Annotated in this window: 13 protein-coding genes and 2 tRNA genes; 2 read left to right on the top strand and 13 right to left on the bottom strand. The window is 74.5% G+C overall.

What is annotated here, in order from left to right; genetic code table 11:
- Positions 1 to 79 precede the first annotated feature (79 nt).
- The 13 genes from AB0E19_RS24380 to AB0E19_RS24320 form a co-directional block, all read right to left on the bottom strand.
- The gene (locus tag AB0E19_RS24380; protein ID WP_362183981.1) at positions 80 to 862 is read right to left on the bottom strand and encodes a TetR/AcrR family transcriptional regulator; all 783 of its coding nucleotides are present in this window, start codon (positions 860 to 862) and stop codon (positions 80 to 82) included.
- Between the two features lie 34 nt (positions 863 to 896).
- Positions 897 to 2,420, bottom strand: a complete 1,524-nt coding sequence (locus AB0E19_RS24375) for an MFS transporter (RefSeq protein WP_362183978.1) — start codon at positions 2,418 to 2,420, stop codon at positions 897 to 899.
- 77 nt (positions 2,421 to 2,497) lie between these two features.
- Positions 2,498 to 4,663 (bottom strand): glycosyltransferase family 39 protein, encoded by a 2,166-nt coding sequence (locus AB0E19_RS24370; protein ID WP_362183975.1) that lies wholly within the window; start codon positions 4,661 to 4,663, stop codon positions 2,498 to 2,500.
- Positions 4,660 to 5,943, bottom strand: a complete 1,284-nt coding sequence (locus AB0E19_RS24365; protein ID WP_362183972.1) for a bifunctional glycosyltransferase family 2/GtrA family protein — start codon at positions 5,941 to 5,943, stop codon at positions 4,660 to 4,662. The genes AB0E19_RS24370 and AB0E19_RS24365 overlap by 4 nt, the downstream gene beginning before the upstream one ends.
- Positions 5,944 to 5,969: 26 nt before the next feature.
- Positions 5,970 to 7,526 carry a HAMP domain-containing sensor histidine kinase gene (locus AB0E19_RS24360; RefSeq protein WP_362183969.1) on the bottom strand — a complete coding sequence of 519 codons (1,557 nt, stop codon included), beginning with the start codon at positions 7,524 to 7,526 and terminating at the stop codon, positions 5,970 to 5,972.
- 5 nt (positions 7,527 to 7,531) lie between these two features.
- Complete coding sequence (locus tag AB0E19_RS24355; protein ID WP_169093979.1) at positions 7,532 to 8,287, bottom strand: response regulator transcription factor; 756 nt, start codon at positions 8,285 to 8,287, stop codon at positions 7,532 to 7,534.
- A gap of 94 nt (positions 8,288 to 8,381) precedes the next feature.
- Complete coding sequence (locus AB0E19_RS24350) at positions 8,382 to 9,260, bottom strand: amidohydrolase family protein (RefSeq protein ID WP_362183964.1); 879 nt, start codon at positions 9,258 to 9,260, stop codon at positions 8,382 to 8,384.
- Positions 9,247 to 9,582 (bottom strand): antibiotic biosynthesis monooxygenase, encoded by a 336-nt coding sequence (locus AB0E19_RS24345; protein ID WP_362183961.1) that lies wholly within the window; start codon positions 9,580 to 9,582, stop codon positions 9,247 to 9,249. Before AB0E19_RS24345 ends, AB0E19_RS24350 begins: the two co-directional genes overlap by 14 nt.
- Before the next feature lie 81 nt (positions 9,583 to 9,663).
- On the bottom strand, positions 9,664 to 10,563 hold the full coding sequence (locus AB0E19_RS24340) for a DUF2797 domain-containing protein (RefSeq protein WP_362183958.1): 900 nt from the start codon (positions 10,561 to 10,563) through the stop codon (positions 9,664 to 9,666).
- Between the two features lie 15 nt (positions 10,564 to 10,578).
- Positions 10,579 to 11,400, bottom strand: a complete 822-nt coding sequence (locus tag AB0E19_RS24335) for a Bro-N domain-containing protein (protein ID WP_362183955.1) — start codon at positions 11,398 to 11,400, stop codon at positions 10,579 to 10,581.
- 144 nt (positions 11,401 to 11,544) lie between these two features.
- Positions 11,545 to 11,910 carry a PH domain-containing protein gene (locus AB0E19_RS24330; RefSeq protein WP_362183952.1) on the bottom strand — a complete coding sequence of 122 codons (366 nt, stop codon included), beginning with the start codon at positions 11,908 to 11,910 and terminating at the stop codon, positions 11,545 to 11,547.
- Positions 11,911 to 12,046: 136 nt separating this feature from the next.
- Positions 12,047 to 12,119: transfer RNA gene (locus tag AB0E19_RS24325), tRNA-Arg, on the bottom strand.
- A gap of 339 nt (positions 12,120 to 12,458) precedes the next feature.
- A tRNA-Ser gene (locus AB0E19_RS24320) sits at positions 12,459 to 12,549 on the bottom strand.
- Between the two features lie 247 nt (positions 12,550 to 12,796).
- On the opposite strand from AB0E19_RS24320, the gene AB0E19_RS24315 reads away from it, so the two are divergent.
- Both AB0E19_RS24315 and AB0E19_RS24310 read left to right on the top strand, forming a co-directional pair.
- Positions 12,797 to 13,252, top strand: coding sequence for an SSI family serine proteinase inhibitor (locus AB0E19_RS24315; protein WP_362183949.1), 456 nt, complete (start codon positions 12,797 to 12,799; stop codon positions 13,250 to 13,252).
- Between the two features lie 155 nt (positions 13,253 to 13,407).
- Positions 13,408 to 17,280: a PAS domain-containing protein gene (locus AB0E19_RS24310; protein WP_362183946.1), complete on the top strand. Its 3,873-nt coding sequence runs from the start codon at positions 13,408 to 13,410 to the stop codon at positions 17,278 to 17,280.
- Positions 17,281 to 17,310: the final 30 nt, after the last annotated feature.

Below are 17,310 nucleotides of genomic sequence, written 5' to 3'. Positions count from 1 at the left end.
CGGACTCCCGGCCGCGCTTCGAGCGGAGGCGCGGCCGGGTCAGGACGGAGCGGCGGGCAGGGGACGGCCCGCCGCTTCGTCATGCTTCCGGTGCCCCCGCGGCCTCGCGGGCCACCATCGCCTCGATGCCGGCGACCAGGATGTCCAGGGCGTAGGCGAAGTCCCGCTCCCAGATGGTCGTGACGGAGCCGTGCGAGGCCCGCTCGTCGAGGATATCGGTCATCGGCTCCAGCGCCTCGCGGAACTGCGGGTCCTCGCGGAAGGCGGCGACGGAGCCGGTGTAGAAGTCGTCCTGCGTCATGCCCGCCTCGGCCGCCCGCCGCTCGAACTGCGACTCGATCGTGCCGTAGCCGTACACGAACTGGAAGACCGCCGACATCGCGCCCGGCTGGCCGCTCAGCGGCAGCCCGGTCTCCCGGACGGCCTCCTGGATCTTCCCGCCGACGGCGATCGCGTGCGGCCCGATGTTCAGGTACTGGCCCGCGCACGGCGACATCCAGGGGTGGCGGACCAGCATCCGCCGGTAGTGCAGGGCGAGCGTCCGGAGCCGCTCGCGCCAGTCGGCCCCGGCGGCGACCGCGTCCAGGTCGATCTCCGCGTACACGGTGTCGATCGCGTACTCGATGATGTCGTCCTTGGTGTCCACGTACCAGTACAGGGACATCGCGGTGACGCCGAGCTCCGCCGCGAGCCGCCGCATCGACAGCTTGGCGAGCCCGTCCCGGTCGAGCATCCGCACCGAGGCGGCCACGATCCGGTCCCGGTCGAGCCCGGCGGGGCCGCCGCCGCTGCGGGCGGCCCGCTGCTCCAGCCAGACGCTGGAGCTCGTCGGGTTCTTGGTCCGGTCCGCGGCCTTGACCATGCTCGTACTCCGTCCGTCGGCAGTCGCCACCATGCTAGGCAGCGACGACGGGCTCGGCCGCCACGGGCTGCTCCGTCCGCTCCGCCCGCCTCAGCAGGAAGGCGGCGAGGAGGCCGCCGACGAGGACGGCGATCGCGCCGACCAGCTGGCTGGTCTGGAGCCCCGAGGCGAAGGCGTCGGAGATCCGCGCCCGTTCGGCGTCGTCGCCGGCCGCCGCGAGAGCCGCCGGGAGCGAGGTGGCGGTGACGGTGACGAGGGCGGCGAAGCGGGCGTTGAGGACGGCGCCGAGGACGGCGACGCCGAGGCCGTTGCCGAACTCGGCGAGGGTGCCGTTGACGCCCGCGCCCACACCGGCCTTCTCCGGCGGGATCGCGCTCATGATCGCGTTGGCCATGGCCGGGTTGGAGACCGCGAGGCCGACGCCCATCAGGACCAGGCCGAGCAGCATGCCCCAGTAGGTGCCGTCCGTGCCGCCGCCGATCAGGGCGATCGACGCGAGACCGGCGGCGACCAGCGTCATGCCGACCGTGACGGTGAGCGGGGTGCCGAGCTTCATCACGATCCGCGGGCCGACGCCGCTGAGGTTGAGGACGACCACGGTCAGCGCGAGCGGCGCCATCCGCAGACCGGCCTCCAGCGGCGCGTAGCCGAGCACGAACTGAAGGTGCTGGGTGAGCAGGAACAGCGAGCCGCCCATCCCGAACATCACCAGGATCGCGCCGGCGACCGCGCCCACGAACTTCTGGTTGCGGAAGAAGTGCATGTCGAGCATCGGATACGGGGTCCGCAGCTCCCACAGCGCGAAGGCGGCGAGCACGACGACGCCGATCGCGGCCGGGACCAGCACCTCGGTGGAGGTCCAGCCGTGCTCGGGGCCGGTGATGATCGCGTACACGGCGGCGGTCATGCCGATGGTGGAGAGCAGCGCGCCGAGCAGGTCCGGGCGGTCCCCCTGGGGGTTCTTCGACTCGGGGACGAGCCTGACCACGGCGACCAGGCCGATCACGGCCACCGGGATGTTGATCAGGAAGATCATCCCCCACCAGAAGTGGTCGAGGATCACGCCGCCGATCAGCGGGCCCGCGGCGAAGCCGAGCGAGCTGACGGTGGCCCAGAGGGCGATGGCCTTCACGCGCTCGGAGTCGTCGAAGATCTGCATGACGACGGCGAGGGTGGTGGTCATCAGGAGCGCGCCGCCGACGCCCATGCCCGCGCGGGCGGCGATCAGCTGCGCGGTGGAGCCGGCGAGGCCGGCGGCGAGCGAGCCGAGGCCGAAGAGGGCGAGTCCGACGGCGAGCAGCTTCTTGCGGCCGTAGCGGTCGGCGGCGTTGCCCGCCGTCAGGAGCAGGCCGGACTGGACGAGCGAGTAGGCGTTGATCATCCACTGGATGTCGCTGGTGGAGGCGTGGAGCTCGGTGGTCAGCGAGGGGATGGCGACGCTGAGGACGGTGTTGTCGAGGAGCACGGTGAGCTGGGCGAGACAGATGACGCCGAGGATCAGCCAGCGCTGGGGATGGCCGCCTGTGGCCGTCGGCGTGGCCGTGGGCGTGGCCGTCATGAGCACTCCTTATACGGTGTACGAGGTCGGGGTCTCGTACACCGTATAGGAGCTCTCGTACGCTGTATAGCGCTTTTCTACGCGGGCGCGGTCAGGTCGTAGAAGGTGGTGTCGCCGACGGTGGTGGCGGTGAAGTTCTCCTGGACCCAGGTGCTGATCTCGGAGCCGCCGCCCATGCCGCCGCCCATGCCGCCTCCGCCTCCGCCGCCTCCGATGAAGTAGTGGATCCGGCCTTCGGCGACGTACTGCTTGAACTGGGCGAGGGTCGGAGACGGGTCGCTGCCGTTGAAGCCGCCGATCGCCATGACCGGCTTCTCGGTGGCGAGCTGGTAACTGGCCGCGTTCTGCGCGCCGACGGCCGCGGCGGCCCAGGTGTACGCGTCGGCGTCCTGGAGCAGCTTCGCCTTGGCCTCGGCACCGACGGAGGCGCCGTTGAGCAGCCCGCCCATGCCGCCGCGCTCGCCGAAAGCCGGCATCCGACCGGTCCCGCCCGTGGGGGGCTGCTGACCGCCCTGGGCCTGACCACCGCCGGGGAAGCCGTTCGGGGGCTGCATGCCGTTCGGGGGCTGCATGCCGTTGGGAGGCTGTGCGCCGCCCGCCTGGCCGCCGCCGTCCGCGCCCCGGCCGCCGCCGTCCGTCCGCTGCGTCCCGGCGGGGAGTTCGCCGCCGCCCGGGAACCCGCGGCCGCCGCCCGGGCCCCGGCCGCCGAAGCCGGCGCCCGCAGGGCCCGCCGTGACGATGGAGCCCTGGTGGCCGGTGGAGAGCGTCTCCAGGGTGTACGCGAACGGGGCCGCGAGGCCCGCGGCCAGGCCGAGGCCCGCCGCCGCCAGGCCCAGGCGCCGGTCGACCCGGCCCGCGGCGAGCAGGCCGAGCGCGGCCACCGCGCCCGCGACGAGCACGGTCCAGCGCAGCCACGGGAGGTAGTCCGGCGTACGGCCAAGGAGCGTCCAGGACCACCAGGCCGTCACGCCGACCGCGGCCGCGAGCGTCGCCGAGGCAGCGATCCGGGTCCGCTCCTCCCACAGCACCGCCGCGCCCATGCCGACGAGGGCGGCGAGGTACGGGGCCAGGGCAACCGTGTAGTACTCGTGGAAGATGCCTGCCATGAAGCTGAAGACGCCGAGGGTCATCAGCAGCGAGCCGCCCCACACGAGGAACGCGGCCCGGGCCGTGTCCGTGCGCGGCGCCCGCCAGGTGACGACGAGTCCGGCGACGAGCAGCAGCAGCGCGGCCGGGAGCAGCCAGGAGATCTGGCCTCCGATGGAGTCGTTGAACATCCGCAGCAGCCCGGTCTCGCCCCAGCGGCCGCCCTGTCCGCCGCCGGGTCCGCCCCCGCCGCCGACGCTGCCGACCTCGTCGCCGTTGATCCGGCCGAGGCCGTTGTAGCCGAAGGTCAGCTCCAGGAAGCTGTTGTTCTGCGAGCCGCCGACGTACGGGCGCGAGGCCGCCGGCCAGAGCTCGACGAGCGCCACCCACCAGCCGCCGGAGACGATCAGCGCGAGCCCGGCGAGGCCCAGCCGGCCGAACCGCTTCAGCGGCCGGCCGGGCGCGCAGACGGCGTACACGAGCGCGAGCGGCGGCAGGATCAGGAAGGCCTGGAGCGTCTTCGCCAGGAAGGCGAAACCGAACGCGACCCCGGCCGCGACCAGCCACTTCGTCCCGCCCTCGGCCGACTCCAGGGCCCGCAGCACCGCGTACGCGGCCACGGTCATGAGCAGGGCGAGCAGCGCGTCCGGGTTGTTGAAGCGGAACATGAGCGCGGCGACCGGGGTGAGCGCGAGGACCGTGCCCGCGATCAGGCCGGCGCCCGCGCCGAAGCGGCGGCGGACGGCCGCGTACAGCACGGCGACCGTGCCCACGCCCATGAGCACCTCGGGCAGCAGGATCTGCCAGGAGCCGAGGCCGAAGAGGCGGACGGAGAGCGCCATCGGCCAGAGCGCGGCCGGCGGCTTGTCGACGGTGATGGCGTTCGCGGCGTCGAGCGAGCCGAAGAAGAAGGCCTTCCAGCTCTCGCCGCCGGCCTGGACGGCCGCCGAGTAGAAGGAGTTGGCGTAGCCGGACGCGGTCAGGTTCCACAGGTAGAGCGCGGTGGTGACGGCGAGCAGGCCGAGGAAGGCCGGGCGCACCCAGGGGGCGTCGTCGGGACGGCCGCGCCACAGCCGGGCGAGCCGGCCGGGGGCGCGGGGGCCGGCGTGCGCGGCCGGGGGCGCGGGTGGGTTCACGGGCGGGGTGAGGGCGGTCATCGGGGGTCCCCCGTGGGGTGTCGGCGGTCCGGGAAGACCCAGAGCCGGAAGAGCAGGAAGCGGAGCACGGTCGCGGCGAGGTTGGCGACGACGAGCACGGCGAGTTCGGTGGAGTGCGCCGGGTCGCCGGTGGCCGCGCCGAGCGCCGCGAGGGAGCCGCTGGTCAGGGCGAGGCCGATGGCGAAGACGACGAGCCCCTGCGCCTGGTGGCGGACGGCCCGGTCGCGGCCCCGGACGCCGAAGGTGAGCCGGCGGTTGGCGGCCGTGTTGGCGACGGCGGAGAGGAGGAGGGCGGCGGCGTTGGCGAGCTGGGCGCCGGTGCCGAGCCGGAAGAGGGAGTAGAGCGCGAGGTAGAAGAGGGTGGAGAGCACGCCGACGACGCAGAAGCCGACGAGCTGGCGGGCGAGTCCGCCGGGCACCCCGGAGAGCTCGCGGTCGCGCGGGTCGTCGCCGAAGGGCCGGGCGAGCCGGTCCAGCGGCAGCGAGCCGGTCGCGAGCGCCCTCCCGACCCGCCAGACGCCCTTCAGGTCGTCGGTGGCGGTCTTCACGATGTGCACGGTGGAGTCGGGGTCGTCGATCCAGTCGACCGGCACCTCATGGATCCGCAGTCCGGCCCGCTCGGCGAGGACGAGCATCTCGGTGTCGAAGAACCAGCCGGTGTCCTCGACCATCGGGAGCAGCCGCTCGGCGACGTCGCGCCGGATCGCCTTGAAGCCGCACTGGGCGTCGGAGAAGCGGGCGGCGAGCGAGCCGCGCAGGATCAGGTTGTAGGCGCGGGAGACGAACTCCCGCTTGGGCCCGCGCACCACCCGCGAGGAGCGGGCGAGCCGGGAGCCGATGGCCAGGTCGGAGTGGCCGGAGATGAGCGGCGCGACCAGCGGGAGGAGCGCGTTGAGGTCGGTGGAGAGGTCCACGTCCATGTAGGCGAGGACGGGGGCGTCGGAGGCCGACCACACGGTCCGCAGCGCCCGGCCGCGGCCCTTCTGTTCGAGCCGTACGGACCGCACTTCGGGCACCTCGGCGGCGAGGGCGGCGGCGATGGCGGGCGTGGCGTCGGTGGAGGCATTGTCGGCGACGGTGACGCGGAAGCCGTACGGGAAGGTGCGCGTGAGGTGCGCGTGGAGCCGGCGGACGCACGGCTCCAGGTCCTTCTCCTCGTTGTAGACGGGGATCACCACGTCCAGAACGGGCCGGCCCGCTTCGCTCACCGGCAGGTGCTCCCGGGCGGGGAGGGTGCCGGGGGCCTGCGTCGCGGGCCCCGCGAGGGTGTGGGTTCGCATGTCCACGACCCTCGACGGGCCCGCTGTCACGGCTGTGTGATCAGCCTGTGGTCAGCCTGTGAGTGCGGGCCCACGGGGTCCTTCTCCGCCGGGAGGATCACCGAGAAGACCGTCCGTCCGGGGACCGACGCGACGGTCACCTCGCCGCCGTGGGCGGCGACGACGGCCCGCACGATGGCGAGGCCGAGCCCGGTGGAGCCGGCCTGCCGGGAGCGGGAGGCGTCACCGCGGGCGAAGCGCTCGAAGACGGCGGGCAGCAGCCCGGGCGGGATGCCGGGCCCGTCGTCCTGGACCTCGACGACGACGGCCGCGCCCTCGCCCCGGACGCGGGCGGTGACGGTGGTGCCGGGCGGGGTGTGGGTGCGGGCGTTGGCGAGCAGGTTGAGCAGCACCTGCTGGAGCCGGGCGGCATCGCCGCGTACCGCCGTCTCCCGCCCGTCCTCGGGCAGTTCGAGGCGCCAGTGGTGGTCGGGCCCGGCGGCGCGGGCGTCCCCGACGGCGTCCACGACCAGCGGGACCAGGTCGGTGGTCTCGTTCGAGAGGGGGCGTCCGGCGTCGAGCCGGGCGAGCAGCAGCAGGTCCTCGACCAGTCCGGTCATCCGGGTCGCCTCGGACTCGATCCGGCCGAGCGCGTGCCGGGTGTCGGGGCCGCACTCCTCCCGGCCGCGCCGGGTGAGTTCGGCGTAGCCGCGGATGGAGGCGAGCGGGGTGCGCAGTTCGTGGCTGGCGTCGGCGACGAACTGCCGGACCCGGGTCTCGCTCTGCTGGCGGGCGTCGAGGGCCGCGTGGACGTGGTCGAGCATCCGGTTGAGGGCGGCGCCGACCTGTCCGACCTCGGTCCGTGGATCGGCCTCGGCGTCCGGCACCCGCTGGTGGAGCGCGACCTCGCCGCTGTGCAGCGGCAGCCGGGCGACCTGGGCGGCGGTGGCGGCGACCCGGCGCAGCGGCCGCAGCGCGATCCGGACGAGGACCGTCCCGGCGAGCGAGGCGGCGGCGAGGGAGGCGCCGGTGAGGCTGAGCTCGACGAGGACGAGGGTGGAGAGGGCGTTCTCGACCTCGGTGAGCGGGATGCCGGTGAGGAAGGCGCCGTGGGCGCCCTCGGTGTAGACGACCCGGTACGAGCCGAGCCCGCCGGGGAGGTCGACGGTGTGCGCCCGGCTGTCGCGGGGCACGGCGGCGAGCGCGCTCTCCTGCGCCGCGTCCAGCTCCCTGACCGGGAAGCGGGGTCCGTCGCCCGTACCGCTGCCGGCCACCTCCGTCGAGTACCCGGCCTCGGTGACCTTCCCGTCGTCGACGACGGCGCCGAGCGTGCCGATCGGCGAGCCCGGCGTGCCGAGGAAGGCGAGCGGCTCACGGCCGCGGAGCGGGTCGGGGCCGAGCGGCGCTCCCGGCGGCCCGGCGGCCCGCTGGGCGAGGCCGGTGAGCTGCTCGTCGGCCCGGTCGTAGAGGTAGGAGCGGTACGCGATGGTGGTGACCGCGCCGATGACGGCCGCGACGACCGCGATCAGCGCGACGGCGGAGACCACGAGCCGTGTCCGCAGCGACCACGGCCGCGGGGACCCGTTCCGGGGACGGAGGCGCACGGGGCCTACTCCCCCGGCTTGATGAGGTAGCCGGCCCCCCGCCGGGTGTGGATCATCGGCGAGCGTCCGGCGTCGATCTTCCGGCGCAGGTAGGAGATGTACAGCTCGACGACGTTGGCCTGGCCGCCGAAGTCGTACGACCACACGCGGTCGAGGATCTGGGCCTTGCTGAGCACCCGGCGCGGATTGCGCATGAGGTAGCGCAGCAGCTCGAACTCGGTGGCGGTGAGGTGGATGGAGTCTCCGCCCCGGGTGACCTCGTGGCTGTCCTCGTCGAGGGTGAGGTCGCCGACCACGAGGACCGACTCGCTGCGGGCCTGCGCCGCGCCCGAGCGCCGGATCAGGCCGCGCAGCCGGGCGACGACCTCCTCCAGGCTGAACGGCTTGGTGACGTAGTCGTCGCCGCCGGCCGTGAGCCCGGCGATCCGGTCCTCCACGGCGTCCTTCGCCGTCAGGAAGAGGACCGGCACCTCGGGCAGCTCGCGCCGGATCGAGCCGAGCAGGCTGAGCCCGTCGACGTCCGGGAGCATGATGTCCAGGATGACGACGTCGGGCCGGAACTCGCGTACGGCCCGCAGGGCACCGGCCCCGTCACCGGCGCTGCGGACCTGCCAGCCCTCGTAGCGCAGGGCCATCGAGAGCAGTTCGGAGAGGGAGGCCTCGTCGTCCACGACGAGGACGCGGACGGCGGTGCCGTCGGCACGGAGCAGATCGGCGCGGGTGCCGCGGCGGGCTGAAGTGCTGCGAGTGGTGACGGTCATGGCACCACGCTGGCCGCCGCCGCTGAGATCGCTCTTTCGCTTTCCTGTGAATTCCCTGAGAAAGCCGTGAGCTCCCGGCCGCCCGGCCTCCCCGTCAGGGTTTCACGTGAAACATCGCGGCGCCGTTGTCGTGCAGGACCGCCCGGAGCCAGTCGTCGCCGAGCCCGAGCCGCTCCAGGGCGTCGAGCTGGTGGACGTACGGGTACGGGATGTTCGGGAAGTCGGAGCCCAGCAGGATCCGGTCCTGGAGGTCGACGAGCCGCTTGAGCGCCTCGCGCGGGAAGGGCGCGAGCCGCTCGCTGAAGTCCGTGAACGCCATGGTGGTGTCCAGGTGCACGCCCTCGTACCGCTCCGCGAGCCCGAGGAAGTCCTCGTACTCCGGCATGCCCATGTGCGCGACGATCATCCGCAGCCGGGGATGCCGGGCGAGCAGTTCCCCGGCCGGTCCCGGCCCGGTGAAGGCGCCGGGCGCGGGACCGGAGCCGCAGTGGACGACGACCGGCGTCCCGCTCTCGGCAAGGAGTCCCCACACCTCGTCGAGGAGCGGGTCGTTGGGATCGAAGCCGCCGACCTGGACGTGCACCTTGAAGACCCTGGCCCCGGCGTCGAGGGCCTGCCGGACGTAAGCGGCGGCCCCGGGCTCGGGGAAGAAGGTCGCGGTGTGCAGACAGTCGGGCGTCCGCGCGGCGAAGTCGGCGGCCCAGGAGTTGAGCCAGGCGCCCATCCCCGGCTTGTGCGGGTAGAGCATCGAGGTGAAGGCCCGCACGCCGAAGCCGCGCAGCAGCTCGACCCGCCGGTCCTCCTCCTCGCGGTAGGTGATGGGCCAGGGCTGCCCGGTCATCGGCCCGACGGCGTCGAAGTACGCCCAGACCTTGTCGAGCACGCTCTTGGGCATGAAGTGGGTGTGGACGTCGACGAGCCCGGGCAGCCCGAGCCGGGCGGTCAGTCCCCGGGCGGCCTCACGCTCGTTCAAAGCCGTAGCTCCGCTCGACCTTCCCGATGTGGCAGCTGTACGCCTCGTACCAGTGCTCGCGCCCGTACGTCTTCGCCGCCACGTGCGCGGAGTCGAGCCGCCAGGCGTCCAGGGCCTCCAGGTCGCGGAAGTAGGCGACGGTGATGCCGAGGCCGCCGGGGGTGCGGGCGGACTCGTAGCCGAGGAAGCCGGGGACGGAGGCGACCCGCTCGCGCAGCTCGGCGGCGGTGTCGGCGTACCCCTCGGGGGCGTCGGGCCGCAGGGAGGTGAAGACGGCGGTGTAGTAAGGCGGTTCGAGCCCGGAGATCGGTTTCTGCGTCATGCGATCACCCTCGCCGGGCGGCCCGGACGCTGTCCACGGCCGCCGGCCAAAGGGATCCAAGACTTTACGAACGGCGGCCGGTCAGAACAGCCCGTCCTGCCCGCTCTCCGCGGCGACGACGCCCACGGGCACGCTCCAGACGTCCGCCTCCCCGCCCCTTTCCAGCCCCCACCCGCCGAGCAGCCGCCCGTCGAGCACGAGATGGCGGCCGGCGGGATCGCTCAGGTGCAGGTCGGGGCCGGCCGCGGCGAGCACCCGCCCGGTGACGATCCCGCCGTCGACGAGCTCGGTGACGCTCCCGTCGAGCGCGGGCAGCCCCCCGAGCCCGAAGGCCTCCCCGTGGTCGTACGCGGCGAACGGCAGCGCCTCCAGGGTCTCGCCCCAGCCCCCGACGCCCAGGGCCCGGCGGTACAGCTCCTCGATCTCACCGCGCCGGGCGGCGGGGTCCGGCAGCCCGACCCGCAGCGCCCGCTTCCGGTCGTACGGCACCCGGTCGGGCACGCCGAGCGCCCGCCGCAGCACCTCCTCGGTCCGCCGGGCGGCCATCAGCGGCCCGCGCCCGAGCCAGCAGAAGGCGACCGCGCCCTGTTCGAGGAGACGCGCGGACCCCCGGTGCTCCCCGGTGATCCCGACCTTCACGGTGCCGGGCCCGAACCAGGCGAGGTAGACGCGGTAGGGCCGGGGGTCGTCGGCGAAGGTGTCGGCGGCCACGGAGTGCGCCCGGTCGAGCCGCGCGCAGGCGGGGCAGAGCCCGCCGGTGGACCGCCCGGGCACGGCGGCGCCGAGCGGGCAGGCATTCCCCCGCACCCCCGCGCAGACCCGGCCGCCGACGGCCCGGAAGCCGAGCGGCCCCCCGTACGCGACCGGACTCGTCCGACCGCCCCACCACCGCAGCACGGCCGCGCCGTCGACCCATCCGACCCCGCCGCTCCGCCACACGCCCCGGTCACCTCCCGTGCCCCCGTCCATGCCCCCGTCCATGCCCCCATCCTCCCCTCAGGGCAGGACGTAGATCCGCGTCCCGTCCGGGCAGGGGTCGCCGACCTCGCGCATGCAGCCCCGCTCGATGAGCCGCCGGACGCAGTCGCGGACGCGCTCGCCGGAGAGGCCGGTGCGCCGGGTGACGTCCTGGGGGCGGCAGCGGACGCCGCCGCGGACGAGGGCGGGGGCGAGATAGCTGGCGACGGCCCGCATGTCGCCGCTGATCTCCCAGGACTCGACCAGCTCCTGCGCGCTGAGCGGCGGCGGGCCTTCGCCACCCCGCTGGCGGGGCACGGCGAACGAGCGCTCAAGGGAGTCGGCGACCCTTGAGAGGCTGCGCCGCGTCTCCCGCAGCAGCTCCGCGTACGCGACGAGGTCCGCGGCGCCCTCGTCGATGTGCCCTTCCAGCCGGACGAGGACGTCGACGAGCTCGGGCGGCAGCACGAACCCGCTGTGCGCGGGCGCCGGTTCGAGGCCGTAGCCGCCGTGCCGCTGCACCTCGGCGACCAGCTCGCCCACCCAGGCCCGGAACGGCCCGGCCTCCGGCGCGCGGCAGGCGGTGACGAGCTGCACGAGCCCGGGGAGGCTCACCATGCGGGCGGTGCCCCGGATGCCGCTGCGCGCGAGTATGTCCGGGCTCGGGGCCAGTTCGCGGGCCGGCGCCAGGCACCAGGCGGGCAGGACCACGCTGCGCAGCGCCTCCCGCGGCCGGGCGTACCCGAGCTGCCGGGCCACGTCCACGACGGGGAACCAGTGCGCCCCGTCGACGGCCGTCAGCCGTCTCAGCCGGCCTCCCGCGGCGGCCCGTACGAAGTCATCGATGTCGATCGCGTCCAACGATCATCACCTCCACCCGCACGCTAGGCCGAAGGCATATTCAACTGACATGCAAATCTGATGGGTTCACCCAAAAGGGGAAGGCCCCGGGCAAACCCGGGGCCTTCGTAGTAATCTCCGCGTCCGCCGTGTCCGGCGGCTCCGCTAGCGGGCGACGAACTGCGTGAGGATCGCCTGCACCTCGTAGATGTCCACGCCCTTGGTGAACGTCTTGGTGACCGGCAGCTGCGAGCCCGAGATCCAGATCTTCAGCTCGGCGTCGAGGTCGAAGGTGCCGGCCGTCTCGACGGCGAAGTGCGTGATGCTCCGGTACGGGATCGAGTGGTACTCGACCTTCTTGCCGGTGATGCCCTGCTTGTCGACGAGCACGAGCCGCCGGTCCGTGAAGAAGATGACGTCCCGGATCAGCAGGTACGCGGCGTGCACCTGCTCCCCCTGTCCGAGCAGCCGTGCGTAGTCCTGCTGCGCCTGCGCCGGATCGATGGCGTGCGCGTTCCCGAAGAGCGCCATGGCTCTACCCCCCACATTTCAGCCAAAAAATACGATCATCCGTACCTAACCCCACCCGCCCCGCCCCTGGCAATGCCCGAAGCCCCTTAACGACAACGCGAGAGGCCCGGACTCTCGTCCGGGCCTCTCGACTCTGTGCACTCGGCAGGATTCGAACCTGCAACCTTCTGATCCGTAGTCAGATGCTCTATCCGTTAAGCTACGAGTGCTTGTTTTTAGTTCTTGTCTCCGTTTCCCGGCCCTTTCGGCCCGCTGTCCCGGCGACAGGAAGAACATTACATGAGTCCCGGCGTCATGTGAAATCCGATTAGCCCACCCCCTCTGACCTGCGGAAACGCCATCGCGAGGGGTCGGGGGCGACGGGGTGGAGCAGCGGGTTCCGGCGTGGGGAACGGGGCTGGAGGGGGAGAAAGAGACCGGGGTCACATGCGGGCGGGGACCGGTCGCGTGCTCCGTGGCAAGAGGGCCTCTCCGGCCGGAGGGCGCGGGTGGGGAAACCGGTCCGGGAACGGCGGAAGCCCCGGCCGTGGGGCCGGGGCTTCCTGAAGCGGAGGCGGAGGGATTTGAACCCTCGATGGACGATAAAGCCCAAACCGCATTAGCAGTGCGGCGCCATAGACCGGACTAGGCGACGCCTCCTCGCACCACGCGCATGCGCGGACGGTGCGTGCAGATGATGACACAGGCGAGCCTCGTGTCACCAATCGCTTTCACCGTACCGGGCGGGCGGGGTGCAGGGCAAAGCCCCGGCGCGTCCCGAGGACCGCGTCCGGGCCCCGCGCGGCGCACCCCGGTTGCGCAACGCCCCCGGGGTCGCAGCGTTAGAGAAGTGTCCCGCTCCTTCTCCCTCCCGCTCCTCCCGTACGCACGTCTCCGGAGTCGTTCCATGCCGCTGCGCCGTCTCGCCCGCCCCGCCGCCCTCTCCGCCGCGCTCGCCGCCGCCTTCGTCACCTCCCTCGCCGGCGCCGCCTCGGCCTGGCCGCTGCCGCCGCTGCCGCTGCTCTCGCCGCCCGACGCGCTGACGGTGACCGTCAGCGGGAGCGGGAACCCGGAGGCCGAGGGGAGCTGGAAGCTGACGTGTGACGACCGGCCGGGCGGCGACCATCCGGCGGCCGCGCGGGCCTGCGAGCGCCTGGCGGGCTTCACGCGCGCCGGGGAGAACCCCTTCGCGCCGGTCCCGGCGGACGCCCTGTGCGCGCAGATGTACGGCGGGCCGGTGACCGCCCAGGTGACCGGCACCTGGCAGGGACGCCGGATCGACGCCCGCTTCTCCCGGGCGAACGGCTGCGAGATCGACCGCTGGGAGAACATGGAACCGCTCCTTCCGAGCGTCCGGGGCTGACGGGACGATCCGGGGCGCCGTTAGACTCCCTCCGTGACAGGGCCGCCGCCCGAGGGGCAAGATGGGGCCGGCCCGCCGTCACGGCACATGCCGGACGGCGCACACCGCGGGCACGGCCCGCGCGCAATTGCAGGCGTCAGGGAGGAAGCGTCGTCGTGAGCAGCAGGCCATCCCGAGGCGCTGCTCGCCTCGCAGCCATACTCGACGCCCTCCCCGACGGCCTCGTGCTCGTCAATTGCAACGGCACGGTCGTCAACGCCAACACCATCGCCCTCGGCATGTTCGAGACCCCCGGCACCGCGCTCGTCGGTCGCGGGCTGCTCGATCTGCTGCCCACCTTCGACTCGCGCCTGATCCCCGGCTCGATGCGCCGCCCCGACCCGGCGGACGAGCGCGGCCGGACCAAGCCGATGCGGATGATGGCCCGCCGCACCGACGGCGGCGAGTTCCCCGTCGAGGTGACGAGCGCCAGCCTGGAGGACGGCCGCGAGGCATACGACTCGTACGCCTCCTACACCGGCGACGAGCTGCTGATGCTCGTCGTCCGCGACCTCACCGGCACCCTCGACACCGAGGCCGAGCTGGCCCGCTCGCAGCGGCAGACCGAGATGATCCTGCGGGCGGCCTCCGAGGGCGTCGTCGGCACGGACACCGACGGCCGGGTCGTCCTCGTGAACCCCGCCTTCGCGCAGATCCTCGGCTATCGCGCCGGCGAGCTGGGCGGCGCCGAGCTGCACCCGCTGATCCTCCCCAAGCGCGCCGACGGCACCCCCTTCCCGTACGAGGAGTCCCCGCTCGCCGACACCCTCAAGTCGGGCCGCAAGCACCGGGTGCGCGGCCAGGTGCTGTGGTCGAAGGCCGGCGACCGGGTGCCGGTCGACCTGACGACGGCTCCGGTGCGCGACGGCGACCAGCTCGTCGGCGCCGTGATGACCTTCACCGACCGCCGCCCCCACGAGGAACTGGTCGCGCAGCAGGAGGAGCTGGTCGAGCGGCACGCCGCCGAGCTGGCCGAACTGACCGAGCGGCACGCCACCGAACTCGCCGACCGGGCCGAGCGGCACGCGGCCGAGCGCGAGGCGCAGGCGGAGAAGTACGCGGCCCTCGCCTCCCGGCACGCTCAGCTGACCGCCGTGCTGGCCGAGTCGCTGCGCGGACCCCTGGAGGCGCTGCGCGGCGAGCTGGGTTCGCTCGCCGCCGACGACGGCGTGCAGCTGTGGCCCGAGGCCAACCGGCTGCTGCACCACCTGGTCGCCGGGTCCGCCCGGATGACCACCCTCGTCGACAACGTCCTCGGCTACCAGCGCCTGGACGCCGGCGAGGAGGAGCTCGACCGGAAGGTCGCGCTGCTCGACGGGATCGTCACCGGCGGCATCGACGCGGCCGTGGAGCTGATCGGCCCGGGCCGCGCGCAGTTCGCCGTGCACGCGCCGCCGATCGAGGCCGAGGTCGACGCCGGCCGGCTGACGACCGCGCTCGCCCACCTCGTCGCGGACGTGGCCGGTGTCGATGCCACGGGCAGGACCCGCGCCTCGGCGCAGGGCACCGCCGGTCCCGCAGACTCCACGATCGTGGTCGCGGCGGCGCAGCGCGGCGAGGTCGTCCGCATCGAGGTCCGCGGCCCGTACGCGGGCGGCGACCCGGTCCACGGGCCCATCGTGCGCGGGATCGTGGCGGCGCACGGCGGTGTCGTGCAGACCCACGAGGTGCCGGGGACCAGCGGCGGCGCGTACGTCCTGGAGGTGCCGATCGGCGCGGGCCGGGGAACCGTTCCCGCAGCCGAGGTGGCACTCGCGTCCGCGTCCGTACCCGAGGCCGCGCCCGAGGCCCTTCCCGAGGCCGGGGCCACGCCCGCGCTCGCGCCTGCGCCCACTCCCACTCCCCCTCCCGCTCCCGCGTCCGAGACCACGCCCGAGACCTCGCCCGAGGCCGAGCCGTCGGCCGGACCCTCCTCCGGCGCCTCGCCGGAGGCAGGGCCCGCGGCCGGTGTGCCCGCGCTGCCCGCGCAGGCCTCCGGTCCGGTGGACGGCTCGACCGCGGGCGGTTCCGGGCGGCGCCGGGCCCGGCGCTCCTCCACCGACGCGTTCCTGGAGAGCGCGACCTCCCCGGAGGGCGGTGCCGGGGCGGTCGCCGTGCCGGCCGCGGGTGGCGGACGCCGCCGCGCCCGTACGGAAGAGGCCCCCGGGCCCGCCGAACTGATCCCCGCCCAGCAGTCCACCGGCGTCGAGCCGACCGGCCGCCGCCGGGGCCGGCCCGCCGAGGGCTCCGTGGTGACCGCCGCCGAGGGCGCCCAGGAGCGGCCCGCGCTCGGTGCCGCCGTGCCGCCGCAGGGCGTGGCCCCCGTCGAGCCCGCCGGTGCCCTCGCGCCGGCTCCCGCCCTGCCGGCCGCGCCGCAGGGCGGCGCGATCGCCGTGGCGTCTCCCGGGGGTGCCGAGGCCGAGCGGCCGACCGGTCGCCGCCGGCGGGCGCTCGCCGCCGCGCAGGAGCGGGCCGCCGCCGCCGAGGCGGGGCCCCGGACGCCGTTCGCCCTGCCGCCGGCCGAGGCCGACCGCGACGAACCGCCGGCCGCCGACGCGAGCGAGGCCGGTGCCGCGCCCGAGGAGCGGCCGCAGCACGGAGCCGTTCGGGACGTGCCCGCCGGGCACACTCCCCCGCAGCCGCACCCCCTCCCGGCGGCTCCGGCGGCTCCGGCCGCCACCGCGGTCCCGGCCACGGGACTCGCGCCCGTGCCCGCGCCCATGCCGGCGCCCGCGCCCCTCGCCGTACCGTCGTCCGCCGCGGCCGCCCCGTCCGCGACGCCCGCGCACGGCACCGCCACGCCGTCCGGCACCGGCACCGGTTCCGTACCGCTGCCTCCCGAGCTTCCGATGCCCGCGCCCAAGCCCGCCGCCGCGCCGTCGGCTCCGCTGCCGAAGGACTCCACGCAGGGTCGGGCGTTCAGCGTGCGCACGCTCGGGCAGGGGGTGCCCTTCGCGCCGCCGCTCCAGGCGGGGACGCCCGTGGCCGCTCCGTCGAACGGCTCGGGCCGTCGCCGCAAGCTCGCGACGCCGCCGGAGCTCGACCCGCCGGCCCCCGCCCCGGCCCCCGCTCTCGCTCCCGCCCCGGCCGCCGCGCCGGCACCGCTCCCGGCTGCCGCGCCCGTGACCGCTCCCGCGCCCGCCGCCGAGTCCGAGGGCCGCGGACGGGCGTTCGCGATAGGGGCGCCGGCCGAGGGGTCCGACGAGGGGCCCGAGCCGCTCGACGGCCCCGGCGGTGCCGTCGAGGTCGTGAACCGGCCCGCGCCGCTGCCCGTCGACGACGAACTGCCCCCGGAGCCGCTCGACAACCCGCGCCGGCTGCTCGTCTGGCCCGCGCCGGACGTCACCACCCAGCAGGCGCTGAGCGACCGCGGCTACCGGCCGGTGATCGTGCACTCCCGCGAGGAGGTCGACGCGCAGATCGCCGCCTTCCCGGCCGCGCTCTTCGTCGACCCGCTGACCGGTCCGATCACCCGGACCGCGCTCCAGTCGCTGCGCCAGGCGGCCGTCTCCGCCGAGGTGCCGGTGCTGCTGGCGGCCGGGCTCGGGCAGGCGGGCCGGGAGGAGGCGTACGGCGCCGATCCCGCCGTCCTGCTCAAGGCGCTCGCGCCGCGCGACAGCGAGCAGCACCCCTCGCGGGTCCTGGTCATCGAGGAGAACGAGCACATCGCCGAGGCCCTCGCCGCCACCCTGGAGCGGCGCGGGATGCAGGTGGTGCGCGCGGCCACGGACACCGAGGCGGTGGCGCTGGCCGGCGAGACGCGGCCGAACCTGGTGGTCATGGACCTCATGCAGGTGCGCCGCCGACGGGCCGGGATCATCGACTGGCTGCGGGCGAACGGCCGGCTCAACCGCACCCCGCTGGTCGTCTACACCTCGGCCGGCCTCGACGCCGAGCGGCTGCCGGAGCTGTCCTCCGGCGAGACGGTCCTCTTCCTGGCGGAGCGCTCCAACAGCGCCGAGGTCCAGGCCCGGATCGTCGACCTGCTGGCGAAGATCGGCACCAACTGACGGGAGGGGGAGGGCCGCTTCTGCGGCCCT

Origin of the sequence: Streptomyces sp. NPDC047974 (assembly GCF_040653375.1) — a bacterium.
Taxonomy (GTDB): domain Bacteria; phylum Actinomycetota; class Actinomycetes; order Streptomycetales; family Streptomycetaceae; genus Streptomyces.
Note: the sequence above shows the minus strand (reverse complement) of the source record. Positions and strands in the feature narration are given on the sequence as shown.

Bases quoted from the DNA above. Each gene is read 5' to 3' on its own strand.
- AB0E19_RS24380 (WP_362183981.1), bottom strand. From the start codon at position 862: ATGGTCAAGGCCGCGGACCGGACCAAGAACCCGACGAGCTCCAGCGTC.
- AB0E19_RS24365 (WP_362183972.1), bottom strand. From the start codon at position 5,943: ATGCGAACCCACACCCTCGCGGGGCCCGCGACGCAGGCCCCCGGCACC.
- AB0E19_RS24315 (WP_362183949.1), top strand. From the start codon at position 12,797: ATGCCGCTGCGCCGTCTCGCCCGCCCCGCCGCCCTCTCCGCCGCGCTC.
- AB0E19_RS24330 (WP_362183952.1), bottom strand. From the start codon at position 11,910: ATGGCGCTCTTCGGGAACGCGCACGCCATCGATCCGGCGCAGGCGCAG.
- AB0E19_RS24375 (WP_362183978.1), bottom strand. From the start codon at position 2,420: ATGACGGCCACGCCCACGGCCACGCCGACGGCCACAGGCGGCCATCCC.
- AB0E19_RS24340 (WP_362183958.1), bottom strand. From the start codon at position 10,563: ATGGACGGGGGCATGGACGGGGGCACGGGAGGTGACCGGGGCGTGTGG.
- AB0E19_RS24355 (WP_169093979.1), bottom strand. From the start codon at position 8,287: ATGACCGTCACCACTCGCAGCACTTCAGCCCGCCGCGGCACCCGCGCC.
- AB0E19_RS24370 (WP_362183975.1), bottom strand. From the start codon at position 4,663: ATGACCGCCCTCACCCCGCCCGTGAACCCACCCGCGCCCCCGGCCGCG.
- AB0E19_RS24345 (WP_362183961.1), bottom strand. From the start codon at position 9,582: ATGACGCAGAAACCGATCTCCGGGCTCGAACCGCCTTACTACACCGCC.